Below are 14,432 nucleotides of genomic sequence, written 5' to 3'. Positions count from 1 at the left end.
CGGATCCGCACGCGGTTGATGATCCATGCCCACCGTAAGGTCGTGGGACTGCTCGACGGGGAGTACGCCAGCCTCCAGACCGGGCGCAGCATGGACTTCCACGACCTGCGGGAGTACGTCCCCGGTGACGATGTGAAGGACATCGACTGGAAGGCGACGGCTCGGTCCCGGAGCCTGCTGGTCAAGCGGTTCACCGCCGAGCGCCAGCATCTGGTGCTGCTGGCGATCTCCACCGGCCGGAGCATGGCGGCCCAGGCGACCGGCACCACGACCAAGCGCGAGCTGGCGATCTTCACCGCCGGCCTGGTCGGCTGGCTGGGTGTACGCCACGGCGACAAGGTCGCGGTCGTCTACGGCGACTCCGAGACCCAGAAGCTCACCAAGCCGGCCGACACCGAGGTCGCGCTCGAGCGGGCGCTGGGACAGGCCCACGACGCGATCACCCCCGATGCCGCCGAGGCCGACATCGTCGCGGTCCTGCACCACATCGCCACCAACGTACGCCGCCGAGCGATCCTGCTCGTCGTCACCGACGAGCACTCGGTCAGTGACGAGATGGCCGCGGTCCTGCGCCGACTCACCGTCCAGCACGAGGTCCTGGTCGCCGGCATCGACGACCTCGACCCCACCACCGCCGTGGCCGGCGGCGCGCCGACCGTCGACGTCGACACCGTCTCCGCTCTGCCCGGGTGGCTCACCGGCGACGCCGTCCTCCAGTCCCAGTACGCCGAGCTGGCCGCCGCCGAGGAGCACGGCCTGCGCGGCACCCTGGACCGCCTGGGCATCGCCTACCAGCGCGTCCAGGACGACACCACCGCCATCGGCGCGGTCTTCCATCTCCTGCAGAGGCATCGTCATGCGCGCCGGTAGCGTCCCCGAGGAGTTTCAGCAGCCGCTGGCGCACTCGGGCTGGTGGCTGGTGCTCGCGCTCGCGCTTCTCGCCGCGGTGGCGCTCTACTACCTCGTGGTCATCGTGCTGACCCGTAAGCGCAAGCCGGTCGTCGAGATCGAGACGCCCTGGGTGCCCGAGCCCCGCGACCTCCGTGCCGAGCACCTGGCCGAGATCGATCGGATCGAACGGGCGGTGCATCGCGGCGACGTCCCGGCGCGGGTCGGTCACCAGCACCTGAGCCGCACCGTGCGTGACTACGTCGCCGAGGTCAGCCAGATCCCGGCCGACAAGATGGTCCTCGCCGACCTGAAGGCGACCGTACGCAGCGACCCCCGCACGCGCCCGCTGGCGATGGCCGTCGAGGTGATGTACCCGCCCGCCTTCGCCTCCGAGGAGGAGGGCAAGGCGGCCGAGCGCTTCCCCGAGGCGCTGAGCCGGGCTCGTCAGGTGGTGACGACATGGACCTGAGATGGCCCGTTCTCGGCGCGATCGTGCTGGTCCTCACCATCATCGCGATCGCCGCGATCGTCGTGTTCGCCGCCCGGGTGCACCGCCGCCCGGCCGACGCGGTGCTCGTCGCTCACACCGCTCGGCTCAAGCGGCTCCCCCGGTTCCGCGAGCTCGCGACCCAGCAGCGGTGGCTGTCGTGGTGGCAGACCGCGGGGATCGCGCTCGCGGTGATCGGCTGCATCTGGCTGATCGCCCGGCCGCAGACCACCGACATCACCCAGAACCGCTACTCCACCCGCGACATCGTGCTCTGCCTGGACGCCTCGACCTCGATGTTCGACGAGGACACCCAGGTCACCCAGGCGTACTCGCAGCTCGTCGCCGGTCTCAACGGCGAGCGGGTCAGCCTGGTCCTGTGGAGCGACGCCGCGGTCACCGTCTTCCCGCTCACCGACGACTACGGCTGGGTGCAGGACGAGCTGGCGCGGGCCGGCCGGGCCTTCGCCCTCGGCGACCAGGAGTACGTCGCCGGGACCTATCTCGGCAAGGAGCGGGCGAGCCTGATCAGCGACGGGATCGTCTCCTGCGTCAAGCGCTTCGACCTGTCCAACCCCGAGCGCGGCCGGGCGGTCATCGTCGCCTCCGACAACGATCCGCAGGGCGGCCCGCCCGTCTACACGCTGCCCGAGGCCACCAAGTTCGCCAAGGAGCGCGACGTCCAGCTCTACGGCATCGGCTCGGCCGACCTCAGCTTCCAGGAGGACAAGCGCGCCAGCTTCGACAAGGCGATGACCGACACCGGCGGCACCTTCTCGCTGCTCGGCGACGACGGATCGATCGAGTCGATCCTGGCCGGCATCGACCGGCTCTCCGCCGATGAGGTCGTCGAGCCGCCGAAATACCAGATCCGCGACGCTCCCGGCTGGCCGATCGTCACGATCGTCGTCGGGGTGCTCATGCTGATCGCCGGGTGGGTCTACGCCCTGGTCCGCTCCGGAAGGCTATCCCCGGGCTCCCGGCCGACTCCGCCTCTCGCCTGGCCCCAGCAGAACCAGCAGACCCCACCACGGAGCGAGGTGGGTCGATGAGCGCTCTGGGATGGCAGATCCTCACCCTCGTACGCCGCGTGCTGATCGTCCTGCTCACCGTCGTCGTCCTGGTGCGACCGACCTGGGGCGCGGCACCTGCGGAGATGCGTACCGCCGACCTCGACGTCCTCGTCGTGGTCGACCGGACCCGGTCGATGGTCGCCGAGGACGCGCCCGGCGGCGAGGCCCGGATGACCCAGCTCAAGAAGGACCTCAAGGCGCTCTCGGCCGCGCTGCCATCGGTGCGGTTCGGCGCGATCACCTTCGGTGGCGAGGTCGTCCGCACCGAGATGCCGTTCACCTACGACACCACCGCCTTCAACGCCTGGGTCGACGGGCTCTACGCCGAGCGGGCCTTCGACGGGTCCGGCTCGATGGTCGACGCCCCACGCGACGTGGTCATCGACGCCCTCCAGCGTGACCAGGAGCGCTTCCCCGAGCGGCGCCGGATCGTGGTTTTCGCCTCCGACGGTGAGAACACCCGCGAGGGTGTCGACCAGCAGTCGTTCGCCGAGGTCGACGACCTCTCGGCCGGTGGCGTGGTGCTCGGCTACGGCACCGAGGAGGGTGGCCGGATGCCCTGGGACGACGAACGTCCCCAGGACGGCTACCTCAAGAACGGCGAGGGCCAGGACGCCCGCTCCCGGATCGACCTCGCCAACCTGCGTGAAATCGCAGGTCAGATGGGTCTTCAGACGCTTCACCGCACGACGAAGGAGACCAAGGAGATCACCACGGAGGCCTCGACATGGGACTCCGAGATGCTCACCGAGGAGACCTCCGCCGGCGGCGAGACGTCCCGGGCATGGATCTTCGGCTTCCCGCTCCTGGCACTCTTGCTGTGGGAGCTGTGGGGCCACCGCCGCCGTGCACACGAGGCCGAGGAGGTGCTGTCATGAGCGAGCGTCAGCGAGTGGCAACAGATGTCAGGCCAGCGCGTCCGTATTCTCGCGCTTGCGCTACGGAGGCGGTGGCATGACCCTCACCGAGACGCCTGCCGACCCGGCCGAGTCGCAACCACTACGCACTCCTCGCGAGCAGGTGCGGCGCGCGCTGCTGCTCGCCGGGATCGTGCCGGTGGTGATCGGCCTCGCCTTCCTGGCGAAGGTGATCCTGATGGATCACCACGACCGCGGTGGCCGGGACGCCTGGGACGTACGCGACGCCGCGACCGCGATGGAGCACTACTCGGCCAACCGCGACTTCAACTTCCTGCAGCCGTGGATCGCTCACTTCGACGCCGGCAACGCGGCCTTCCTCCTCGGCGAGAACGCCCGTGCGATCGCCTACTACGGCGAGGCTCTGGAGCGCGTGCCCGAGGACCACGAGTGCACCGTACGCATCAACATGTCGCTGACCCAGGAGGCGATCGGCGACCGCGCCCGGGACGCCGGCGACCAGGCCGGGGCGAAGGCCGCCTACGAGGAGGCGCTGGCCACCCTGCGCGAGGGCGACTGCCCCACCGACGCAGGCCAGGGCCCCGAGCAGTCCCAGCAGGGCGAGTCCGTCGAGGAGCGTCTGAAGGAGAAGCTGACCCCGAAGGTGCGGATCAAGCCCAACGAGCAGGAAGACCCGCCCGAGGAGCCGCAGAGCGAGGACGAGAAGGAGGACAAGCTCGACCGGCGCAACGGTGACGGTCAGGACTACCGCCGCGACGACGCCGACCTCGACGACTACGGCGGGTTCAGCGACGAGCCCCAGTGGTGAGCCTCAGCGCATGAGCGTCTGAGACGGGAGCTCCTGGAACTGCGCCCGGTACGCCTGGGAGAACCGGCCGAGGTGGAAGAAGCCCCACTGGGCGGCGATCTGGGTGACCGAGGTGGCGGTGGCGTCGGCGGTGAGCAGGTCGGTGTAGGCACGGTCGAGCCGGGTCCGCCGCCAGTACTCCAGCGGGGTGGTGTCGAGGTCGCGCTGGAACGCCTCCTGCAGCGTGCGGGTGGAGACTCCGACCGCCAGAGCCAGCTCGGCGACCTTCCAGGGGCGCTCGGGGTGGGCCTCGAGGAGGTCCACGGCCATGCGTACGGCTCGGGAGATCGTCGGCGTGACGTTCTCGGAGACGATCTGCAGGGACGTGTTGGCCTGCACCGTCAGCAGTCCCCCGATGAGCGCCTGCTCGTAGGGCGCCGCCACCAGCGGCGAGCTCATCAGCGAGCCTCCGGCCTCGACGTTGTCGTAGGCCAGCCGCACCATCTTCAGCCAGTCGCGCACCTCGGGCCGGCCGAGGTCGAGCGTGGGGTCGAAGACCACCGGCCCGGAGCCGCCGATGCCTGCGGCCGCCTCCTCGACGGCGCTACGCCGGATGTAGACCTGCAGCTTCTCGCAGCCGTCGGACCAGAGCATGTCGACCGCCTCGGTCGGCGAGCCGATCGAGGCGCGGGTGCGGTCGGCGAGGACGACCTGCTCCCCCACCTTGACCTTGGCGCTGCCGGCCAGCGGGAGCTGGATCAGGTAGAAGTCGTCGAAGGTGCCGGGAGTGATCCGCACCTCGTCGCCGTAGCGCATGTAGTTGAGCATCACGTCCTCGCCCAGCGGCGCGGCGTTGTGCACCATGTCGAGGTGGGAACCAGCCTTGGTCAGCGCCAGGTAGTGAGCACAGAATCGTTCGGCTACGGCTTCTCTGGCCTGGTCCACGTCAGTGGTGGCGACAACGGTGTGGCGACCCAGCAGGGGACGGGGCAATGGAGGCTCCTGGCGCGCGGCTCGATTGACCGAAGAGCGTAGCGGAGCCGCCGCCGCGTCGACGCGAACGCGGCGCAATCACTGCCAAAAGTCCCGGCCTCGTCGGGGTAGTCCGGTAGCGAACTGCCTAAATACCGACGAGTAATAGGCAGTTCGCTACCGGACTACCCCAACAAACGGCTGAAACGAGATGCCGGTCCCACCCAGGAGTACCGGCATCTCGCCGTACTAGCTCCTCGCTGCCAGCTTCTCCACGAGTCTGGGAGTGATGGAGGCGTACGCCTTCGGGTTGATGGGTAGCAACCACTGCACTGCCTTGACCCGCTTGCTGACATCGATGCCGACGTCACTGAGAACCTCGTCGATGTTGTGCATCGAGAACGGGATGATGTTGGTGCCGCGGGCGTGGTGGTTGTCGGTGCGCTCCCGCATCCAGGCCAGCCGCTCGGTGACGTGGGCCTCCATCTCCTCCACCGGTGGGACCTCGTGGCCGCCACCGAGGTGGGAGCCGATCCAGACGGCGCTCATCTCGGCCGAGAGCGGCGAGAAGAACGAGGAGTTGTAGCCGGCGAAGGTCAGATCCTTCACGCCCAGCGGGAGAATCTGGCGGTAGAGCTGGTAGTCGCCGTTGTCGTCGGTGAGCTGGTCACAGATCTCCTCGGAGAAGAACGGGAGCTCCTGTTTGAACCCGGTCGCGGTCACCACGACGTCGGCAGGCACCGCGCGCCCGTTGGCGAGCTCGGCGTACGGCTTGCCGTCCTTCGTCACGAAAGCGGCGATCTCGGTGTCACGCTCGACGGCGATGTCACCGGCCTCGACGCCCTCGAAGAAGCCCTCGGTGGCCAGCGAGACCGTCGAGCGGGCGATGTCGGTGAACTGGCCCTTGGGCAGCAGGCCGAGCTTCTTCAGCTTGAGCTGGCTGCTGGTGACCGACTCGACGCTGCCGACCATCGAGCCGGCCATCTTCGAGCCGCCCGCGTGCAGGACCTTCTCGGCTCCGCTGATGCTCTGGTAGGGGAAGAGCCCCTCCCCCATGCGGGTGAGCAGCAGCACCTTGTAGTTGAGGACGCCCTTGATCTTGCGGGGCATCTTCCACAGCAGCTGGCGCGCGACGACGGTGGTCGAGGCCGCCTCCTTGGCGATCTCGACAGCCACGTCGCAGGCCGACTTCCCGTAGCCGACGACCACGACGTCCTTGCCCTTGACGGTCTCCAGGTCGTGCAGCTCGCTCGCCGCGAGGATCCGGCCCCCGGCGGCCTCCAGGTCCTCGACCCCGTCGTACGCAGGTGTGAACGGCTCCGAGAAGACGCCGCTGGCCACGATGAGGTGGTCGTGGTGCTCGGTCGTCTCGCCGTCGACACCTGCGAGGACGATGTCCCAGCCGCCCCCTCCAGCCGGCTGGGCACTCCGCACCTCGGTCGAAAGCTTGATCATCGGGGTGAGCTCGTACTTCTCGACGTACATCTCGAGATAGCTCTGCACCTGCTCGCCACTGAGCCACTCGGGGAACACCTTCGGCATCCTCAGGTCCGAGAGCGTGTAGGAGTCCTTGTTGTTCTGCGTCGTCAGGCCCGGGTAGCGACGGGTCCGGCTCCAGACGCCGCCGACGTCCGGGGCCTTCTCGTAGACGGTGACGTCATGACCGAGCTCGGTGAGCACCTTGGCCGAGGCTACGCCTGCGAACCCGGCACCGATGACCGCGATCTTCACTTTTCTGTTTCCTCTCGCAGTGGGGTCTGCGTCATGGAAACGCTAGAGAGGTCGAACGGCCCTTCGCTATCCCCGTTGCGCGGGTGGTATCCGGTTTGCGCGACGGGTTCAACCTCGCAGGAGCTTGTAGCCGATCACCACCACCGCGATCACGGCTACCCCGATGGCGATCTTCTTGCCGTAGTTCTTGATGAGCACCGGTACGACCGTGGCGCCGAGGTCGATCGCCTCGGGCTGCTGAGCGCCCTTCGGCGCCTCGGCCCGCGGAGCGGGTGACCCCGCCGGGGTGACAGCCTCCGACGGTTCGGGGCTTGCTTCCCCCGACGGCTCCTCAGCGGCGGGGGGCTCCTCGGCCGGAGCCGACTTGGACTCCAGGCAGGCGACGAACTGGCCGAGCAGCTTGTCGGAGACGTCCTGCATCACCCCGCGGCCGAACTGGGCGGGCTTGCCGGTGACGGCGAGATCGGTGACGATCTCGACCTTCGTGCCGGTGCCCTCCGGGGCCATCGTCAAGGTGGCGTTGGCGCCGGCGGTGCCGTTGCCACGCTTGTCCCGTCCCTTGGCCTCGACGACCAGGCGGCGGGCGGCTTCGTCCTTCTCGACGAAGGTGCCGGAGCCGGCGTAGACCATGGCGATCGGGCCGAGCTTGACCTTCACCGTGCCGGTGAAGGTGTCGCCCTCGGCCGAGGTGACCTGGGCTCCCGGGAAGCACTCGGCGAGCGAGCCGATGTCCAGGAAGCTGTCCCAGGTCTCCTCGACCGAGGTCGGAACCGTGAACTCGTGCGTCAGGTCCACGCCTCAGCCCCCGAGGGCCTTCGTGATGGCACGCCGGGTCAGCACCGTGACCAGGTGACTCCGGTAGTCGGCATCACCGTTGAGGTCGGAGGGCGGCTCGGCACCGTCCGCGGCCAGGGCCGCGGCGTTGCGTACGACCTCCTCGGTGGCCTGCTGGCCGACCAGGGCGGCTTCGACGCCGGCGGCCCGCAACGGGGTCGCGCCCATGTTGGTGAGACCGATCGCCGCACCCTCGATCACGCCGCCGGAGACCTTGACGGTCGCGCCGACCGCGCAGATCGGCCACTGGTGGGCGACCCGGACGAACTTCTCGTAGTGGGCGGTCCACCCGGTGTGCTTCGGGATCCGTACGCCGACGAGCAGCTCGTCCTCGGAGACGGCCGTCTCGAAGAGCCCCTGGAAGAACTCAGCACCCGGAACGACCCGCTCGCCGGCCGGCCCGGCGATGACGAACTCGGCGTCCAGGGCCAGGGCCGGGGCTCCGAGGTCGCCCGCCGGGTCGGCGTGGGCGAGTGCGCCACCGAACGTGCCGCGGTGGCGTACCTGCTCGTCGGCGACCGTCGCCGTGGCACGGGCGACCAGCGCCGCGTGCTCGGCGACCAGAGGATCGGCCGCGACGTCACAGTGACGCGTCATGGCGCCGACGAAGATCGCCTCGCCCTCGTCACGTACGCCGCGCAGCGAGTCGATGCGACCGAGGTCGATGACCCACTCCGGGGCGTTGAGGCGCATCCTCAGCACCGGCAGCAGGCTCTGCCCACCGGCGATGATCTTGGCCTCGTCGCCGTACTGCGCGAGGGCGGCCAGCGCCTCCTCGACCGTGGTCGGGGCGACGTAGTCGAACGATGCGGGAATCACTGGACGTCTCCTTCCGTGCGGTCGACGTTCCCGGACATGCCCGTCGACGGATCGAAGTGTGCTGCGGCCGCACCGGTGGTCTCGCCACCGGCCGAACCCTCGTTGATCGCCCGCCACACCCGTTCCGGTGTGCAGGGCATGGCCACGTCGTGCACGCCCAGCGGGCGCAGCGCGTCGACGACCGCGTTGACCACCGCAGGCGTGGAGGCGATCGTGCCGGCCTCACCGACGCCCTTGGTGCCGAGCGTGTTGGTGGTCGCGGGCGAGGTGGTGTGGTCGATGTCGAAGCTGATCGTGTCGGCGGCCGTCGGCAGCAGGTAGTCGACGAACGAGCCCGACACCAGGGTCCCGGCGTCGTCGTAGACCGCGTCCTCCCACAGCGCCTGGGCGATACCCTGGACGAGACCACCGTGCACCTGACCTGCGACGATGAGCGGGTTGATGATGTTGCCGATGTCGTCGCAGCAGACGTACTTCCGCATCTTCACCTGCCCGGTCTCGGTGTCGACCTCCATCGCGCACAGGTGGGTGCCGTGCGGGAAGTTGAAGTTCTCCGGGTCGAAGGTGGCCTCGGAGTCGAGGTTGGCCTCGACCCCGTCGGGCAGGTTGTGCGCGGCGAAGACCGCCGTGGACAGCTCGCCGATGGACATGCCCTGGTCGGTGCCGCGCACCGTCCACCTGCCGCCGGTGAACTCCATGTCGTCGACGCTCGCCTCGAGCAGGTGGGCCGCGATCGGCTTGGCCTTCTCGAGCACCTTGTCGGCGGCCCGAACCAGCGCCTCACCGCCCACGACCAGCGACCTGGACCCGTAGGTGTCGTAGCCCTTGGCCGCGATCTGGGTGTCGCCGTGGAGCACCTCGACGTCCTCGAAAGGTACGCCGAGACGGTCCGCCACGATCTGGCTGAACGCCGTCTCGTGCCCCTGCCCGTGCGCGCTGGCCCCGGTGATGACCTCGACCTTGCCGGTCGGCGTCAGTCGCACCTGGGCGTGCTCCCAGCCACCGGCGCCGTAGTCGAGGCTGCCGAGGACCCGGGACGGAGCCAGGCCGCACATCTCGGTGAAGGTGGAGATGCCGATGCCGAGCTGGACCGGGTCGTTGTTGGCGCGGCGCTCGGCCTGCTCGGCCCGGAGCGCGTCGTAGCCGAACATCTCCTTCGCCTTGGCGGTCGCGGCCTCGTAGTTCCCGGAGTCGTAGGTCAGACCGGCGATGGTCGTGAACGGGAACTCCTCGTGCTTGATCCAGTTCTTCTCCCGGATCTCGAGCGGGTCGACCCCGACCTCGGCGGCCAGCTCGTCCATCAGCCGCTCGATGGCGTACGTCGCCTCCGGCCGCCCCGCGCCGCGGTAGGCGTCGGTCCAGGTGGTGTTGGTGAGCACCGTCTGGCAGTTGAACTGGTAGGCCGGGAACTTGTAGATCGCGTTGAACATGAAGGCGCCGAGCACCGGGACACCGCCGCCGACGATGGCGACGTAGGCCCCCAGGTTGGCGTCGAGCTCGACCTTGAGGCCGGTGACCTGTCCGTCCTTCGTCGCCGAGAGGGTCAGCTTCTGGATCTGGTCGCGGCCGTGGTGCGCGCTGAGGAGGGACTCCGAGCGGGTCTCGGTGTACTTCACGGGCTTGCCGAGACGGCGGGCCATCGCGAAGACGATCATCTCCTCCGGCGTCTGCTGGAGCTTGCCGCCGAAGCCGCCGCCGACGTCGGGCGCGATCACCCGGATCTTCGACTCGGGCACGCCTGTGGTCGCGGCGAACGCGAACCGCAGGATGTGCGGGATCTGGGTGGCGCTCCATACGGTGATCTGCTCACCGGTCGGGTCGCACACGACGCTGCGCGGCTCCATGAACGCCGGGATCAGGCGCTGCTGCCGATAGGTGCGCTCGATGACGATGCCGTCGCTCTTCGCGGAGGCGATCGCCTCGTCGACGTTGCCGCCGGTGCCGGCCTGGGCGCTGTCGAAGACCCACAGGGCGGACTTGTTGGTGCCGAGGTCGGGGTGCGCGAGCACCTCGTCCTTGACCGCCTCCTCGAGGGAGACGACCGCGGGGAGCTCGTCGTAGTCGACCTCGACCAGCTCGGCGGCGTCGCGGGCCGCGGCCGCGGACCGGGCGGCCACGATCGCGACGATCTCACCGGCGAAGGTGACCCGGTCGGTGGCGATCGGCGGGTGGGCCGGCGTCTTCTGGTCCGGCGTGATCGGCCAGGCGTTGATGCAGGCGCCGAGGCTCTCGTCGAAGTCCTTGGCGGCCAGCACGGTCACCACGCCCTCGGAGTCCTCCGCGGCGCTGGTGTCGATGCCCGTGATCCGGGCGTGGGCGAACGGGCTGCGCACCATCGCCAGGTGCAGCATCCCGGGCAGGTTGATGTTGTCGGTCCAGCGGGTCCGTCCGGTGATCAGGCGCGCGTCCTCCTTACGTCGCCGGTCGCGGCCGATCTCGTTGGTCTTGTCGGGTCGTGCCTCTACCGCGGTCACAGCGCGTCCACCTCCTCGGTGGCGCCGCGCGGGTTGGCGGCGGTGGCCAGGTGGCCGCTGGCGTACTGCACCGCGCGGACGATGTTGTGGTAGCCCGTGCAGCGACACAGGTTGCCCTCGATCCCCTCACGGATCTCGTGCTCGCTGGGCTGAGGGTTGCGCTTGAGCAGGTCGACGGACTGCATGATCATGCCCGGCGTGCAGAATCCGCACTGCAGACCGTGGCACTCGCGGAATGCTTCCTGGACGGGGTGGAGGTCGCTCTCGACCGTGTCGGCGAGGCCCTCGATCGTGGTCACCTCGCACCCGTCGGCCTGCACCGCGAGCACGTTGCACGACTTCACCGAGTCACCGTCGAGATGGACCGTGCAGGCGCCGCAGTTGCTGGTGTCGCAACCGATCACCGTGCCGGTCTTACCGAGTCCTTCGCGAAGATACTGCACGAGCAGCGTTCGCGGTTCGACGTCGTCGGTGACCTTCATACCGTCGACGCGCATGCTGATCCGGGCCATGTTGTCTCCCTGCCAGACGTCACTGTGTGGGCCAGATCACAGTAGGACGCGCAGGGTTGGGCTCCGGTTGGCTGCCGGGTCGGCGTACCCCTTCTTGGTCAGCGGCTGGCCGCCAGGCGTGCCCTGAGCAGGGGCAACGCGGGGTGGGCGCTGCTGCCCAGGCGGCGCAGACAGACGTCGACGACCTCGGTGTCGTAGGGGGCCAGCTCGCTGTAGCTGAGCACGGCGTCCGGCTGCGGGTCGGCGATCAGCGCCTCGCGCAACGCGACCGCGACGTACTCGGCCATCTCGGCCAGCGCCGGGCTGTTGGTGCCGGGCAGGAGATCCCCGCCGTACGCCTCCACAGCAGCGGCCACCCGGCCGTGGCGGATCAGGGCGAGGACCTGCTCGACGTCGGTCACGACCGGCATCAGCAGGCGGTAGGGCCGCGATGCGACCTGGCCGCCGAGGGCGTGGCGCAGGTGGGAGACCTCGGCCTTGAGCGTCGAGAAGGTGACCGCCTGGTCGCCGTAGACCATCGCGTGCAGCCGCTCCAGCGAGAGGCCCTCGGGGTGGAGCGCGAGCAGGGCGAGGATCTCGGTCTGGCGACGGTTGAGCAGCAGCCGCTGCCCGTCGAGCCAGGTCTCGGCGGTGCCGAGCAGCGTCAGCACCAGGCCAGGTTCCGCGATCGCCTCCTCGTCCCGCTGGGTCGGGAGCTTCGGCAGCGCACCCTCGATGAGCCGCGCCATCACCCGAGCCGTGGCCAACCCGATCGGATGGGTGCGGTCCCAGGTGGTCGAGAGGTCGAGGACGCCGAGGTGCTTGCCGGTGACCGGGTCGTGGAGCGGTGCGGCCCAGCAGACCCAGTTGTGCACGACCTCCGCGTAGTGCTCGGGGCCGAAGACCATCGTCGGGGTGTTGGTGCGGTTGGCGAGGTCGAGCGCGTTCGTGCCGGCGCTCTCGTCGTCCCAGCGGCCACCCGGCACGAAGTTGACCGACTCGGCCTTGTGGCGCATCACCCGGCCGCCGTACGTCCACAGCACCCGGGTGTCAGGGTCGGTGACCGCGATGACCAGGTCACCGTCGTCCGCCGTGCACCGCAGCTCCTCCTCGACCCGCTCGACCGCGACCTGGAGCGGCGAGCCACGCCACATCTCCCGGGTCTCGTCCTCGTCCGCCAGCGGCGCCTCGCGCACGTCGGGTCTGATCGCCGTCGCCGAGCGCGTCCAGCTGGTCAGGATCTCGGGCCTGACGAAGTCCTCGGCGGCATCGCCGCTCTCCACGAAGGCGGTCCAGGCCCGCGCCGCGCTGATGCGGCGCTCCTGCAGATCGCTACGAACCATCGCTCTCCCCCTAGGAGATCGGCCCAGCGAGCTCGGCCGTTGAGGCTGGATTCTGCCAAGGTAGCACCCTGTGACCCGCGTCACGATCCCCTCAGCGGTACTCCCCTCTTGATGGATCCGACCCCTATGCGCGGTCGCCGATCACCGAGGTGTCTCGTAGCCGATGGCGCGGAGTACGTCCGCGACCCAGACCAGGCCGTATCCGATCGCGCTGTCCGGGGCCTCGAGAAAGGTGCGAAGAAACTCCCAAGACTGCGTGACCGTCCCGATCGTCAACTCGTCCGGCTCCTGATTCGGTTCGTACGCCGCCATCGCAGGCACCGACCAGAACTCATCGGTGTCGATGCGAATCACACCGTCGGAGTCCTGAACATGTTCGAGCAAGACGCCAAGCACCCGCGCGAGATCCCCTGCCGGCACTTCGATCATTGGCCCTCCTTGAGCCATCGATGTCCACGGCGCGACGCGGCGCTGCGGATCCTCTTGGTCGCACCCAGCTCTGCGAGGAGTCTCAGAACGTCCTGTCGCAGGGTCACCTTGCGCGTCGAGTTCGACCCGACGCCGAACCGGCAGCAGGTCGAAGGACCAGCCGCCTCATCAATCACCCCTATATCCGAGGAAGTAGACATACAGAACGGAGCGGCCCTTTGAAAGGAAGGCGCCTCCGACACCTTCGCGACGCAGGAGCGCTAACAGGGCGCCTTGAACTGGCCACTCTGCATCGCGAATCTCTCCAGCAACCCCGATAGCTCTGCGTAATGCATCCTCCGTTACGCGCTCCGGAACTTCGATCTCGTCGATATACGGGCTCGGCCCGAAGCGCCTGTACCTTTCGATACGCCAACTCATCTTTTGCACTCTCTGCCCGGCACTGATCCCTTGATATTGTCCCCAGTCTCCGGATCGAAGGCACCCAGGTGCTTGCCACGCTTGTCATACATCTCAACCTCGCCGTGCTGGTAATCCCATTCAAGGATCTTCCCCTGCCAGGACCACCGCTTACGCAGGCCGCCACCCTTCTTCGGAGTCTTCGGAGTATCTCTTCTGGCCCCGGGGAAGCCAGGCAGGTCGCTGGGCGCGGGAACGTAATCATTGTGGACGAGGACATCAATCTCGCTCACAAAGAACGTATGAAGCCCCTCGATCGTTAGGTTGTATGCCATCAGATCCCGTGCAGCCACCCCGGCGCTAACGACGAGAACTTGCCGGTCCTCGTTAGTTACGAGCCGGTCGCCGAACCGCAGGTCGATCGCGTCAACCCACGATCCGCCACTCGCACCCGAATCGCCGCGGTTTGTGACCCAGAAGGGGTGTTCGTCGGTCGCATCGATCGTGGTCCCGTCCGCCAGGCGCACCGCAACCATGACATGCGGACCGTAGTGACGGATCAGGTCCACCACCTTGCGTGGCCCAGACTCGCCCGTGACAGGGTTCGTTGCTATCACCAGATCGCCAAGGCTTACATCCTTGATCGGCCTCCTGGATCCGTCCGCCATCGCCACTAAGGTGCTGGCTGTAAACGAGTTCCCAGGAATTTTGCAAGCCTTCTTGCGAGCCGGGTCTGTCGCGTGGATTGTGTTCTTGGAGGTCTGGCGTGGTGTCCCGGCGTGAGGTCGGGGCGGAAGGACGATCACGCTTATGACGGAGGAAGT

At 68.5% G+C, this 14,432-nt stretch carries 14 protein-coding genes; 5 read left to right on the top strand and 9 right to left on the bottom strand.

Annotated elements, in window-relative coordinates; genetic code table 11:
- Window positions 1-42 precede the first annotated feature (42 nt).
- The 5 genes from ACIRON_RS30205 (at window position 43) to ACIRON_RS30185 (ending at window position 4,137) form a co-directional block, all read left to right on the top strand.
- Window positions 43-870, top strand: coding sequence for a DUF58 domain-containing protein (locus ACIRON_RS30205; RefSeq protein WP_402998912.1), 828 nt, complete (start codon window positions 43-45; stop codon window positions 868-870).
- Window positions 857-1,360, top strand: a complete 504-nt coding sequence (locus tag ACIRON_RS30200; protein WP_402998910.1) for a hypothetical protein — start codon at window positions 857-859, stop codon at window positions 1,358-1,360. Before ACIRON_RS30205 ends, ACIRON_RS30200 begins: the two co-directional genes overlap by 14 nt.
- Window positions 1,351-2,430 (top strand): VWA domain-containing protein, encoded by a 1,080-nt coding sequence (locus ACIRON_RS30195; protein ID WP_402998907.1) that lies wholly within the window; start codon window positions 1,351-1,353, stop codon window positions 2,428-2,430. The genes ACIRON_RS30200 and ACIRON_RS30195 overlap by 10 nt, the downstream gene beginning before the upstream one ends.
- The gene (locus tag ACIRON_RS30190; RefSeq protein ID WP_402998904.1) at window positions 2,427-3,329 is read left to right on the top strand and encodes a VWA domain-containing protein; all 903 of its coding nucleotides are present in this window, start codon (window positions 2,427-2,429) and stop codon (window positions 3,327-3,329) included. Before ACIRON_RS30195 ends, ACIRON_RS30190 begins: the two co-directional genes overlap by 4 nt.
- Window positions 3,330-3,405: 76 nt before the next feature.
- Complete coding sequence (locus ACIRON_RS30185; protein WP_402998901.1) at window positions 3,406-4,137, top strand: hypothetical protein; 732 nt, start codon at window positions 3,406-3,408, stop codon at window positions 4,135-4,137.
- A 3-nt stretch (window positions 4,138-4,140) separates the two neighbouring features.
- Here ACIRON_RS30185 and ACIRON_RS30180 read toward each other — a convergent pair whose 3' ends face one another.
- The 9 genes from ACIRON_RS30180 to ACIRON_RS30140 all read right to left on the bottom strand — a co-directional run.
- On the bottom strand, window positions 4,141-5,109 hold the full coding sequence (locus tag ACIRON_RS30180) for an AraC family transcriptional regulator (protein WP_402998898.1): 969 nt from the start codon (window positions 5,107-5,109) through the stop codon (window positions 4,141-4,143).
- A gap of 228 nt (window positions 5,110-5,337) precedes the next feature.
- A complete protein-coding gene (locus tag ACIRON_RS30175; RefSeq protein ID WP_402998895.1) occupies window positions 5,338-6,819 on the bottom strand; it encodes a flavin-containing monooxygenase in 1,482 nt (493 codons plus the stop codon).
- A 108-nt stretch (window positions 6,820-6,927) separates the two neighbouring features.
- Entirely contained in the window at window positions 6,928-7,614 is a 687-nt protein-coding gene (locus ACIRON_RS30170; RefSeq protein WP_402998892.1) for an SRPBCC family protein, read from the bottom strand.
- Between the two features lie 3 nt (window positions 7,615-7,617).
- Entirely contained in the window at window positions 7,618-8,472 is an 855-nt protein-coding gene (locus ACIRON_RS30165; protein ID WP_402998889.1) for an FAD binding domain-containing protein, read from the bottom strand.
- Complete coding sequence (locus ACIRON_RS30160; RefSeq protein WP_402998886.1) at window positions 8,469-10,946, bottom strand: xanthine dehydrogenase family protein molybdopterin-binding subunit; 2,478 nt, start codon at window positions 10,944-10,946, stop codon at window positions 8,469-8,471. The genes ACIRON_RS30165 and ACIRON_RS30160 overlap by 4 nt, the downstream gene beginning before the upstream one ends.
- On the bottom strand, window positions 10,943-11,458 hold the full coding sequence (locus ACIRON_RS30155; RefSeq protein WP_402998883.1) for a (2Fe-2S)-binding protein: 516 nt from the start codon (window positions 11,456-11,458) through the stop codon (window positions 10,943-10,945). The genes ACIRON_RS30160 and ACIRON_RS30155 overlap by 4 nt, the downstream gene beginning before the upstream one ends.
- 98 nt (window positions 11,459-11,556) lie before the next feature.
- Window positions 11,557-12,780: a transcriptional regulator gene (locus ACIRON_RS30150; RefSeq protein WP_402998880.1), complete on the bottom strand. Its 1,224-nt coding sequence runs from the start codon at window positions 12,778-12,780 to the stop codon at window positions 11,557-11,559.
- 141 nt (window positions 12,781-12,921) lie between these two features.
- Window positions 12,922-13,209: a hypothetical protein gene (locus ACIRON_RS30145; RefSeq protein WP_402998877.1), complete on the bottom strand. Its 288-nt coding sequence runs from the start codon at window positions 13,207-13,209 to the stop codon at window positions 12,922-12,924.
- Between the two features lie 416 nt (window positions 13,210-13,625).
- Window positions 13,626-14,432: colicin E3/pyocin S6 family cytotoxin (locus ACIRON_RS30140; RefSeq protein WP_402998874.1), on the bottom strand; the 807-nt coding region annotated here is incomplete at its 5' end.

The organism is Nocardioides sp. NPDC101246, assembly GCF_044767415.1.
Classification (GTDB): Bacteria; Actinomycetota; Actinomycetes; order Propionibacteriales; family Nocardioidaceae; genus Nocardioides.
Note: the sequence above shows the minus strand (reverse complement) of the source record. Positions and strands in the feature narration are given on the sequence as shown.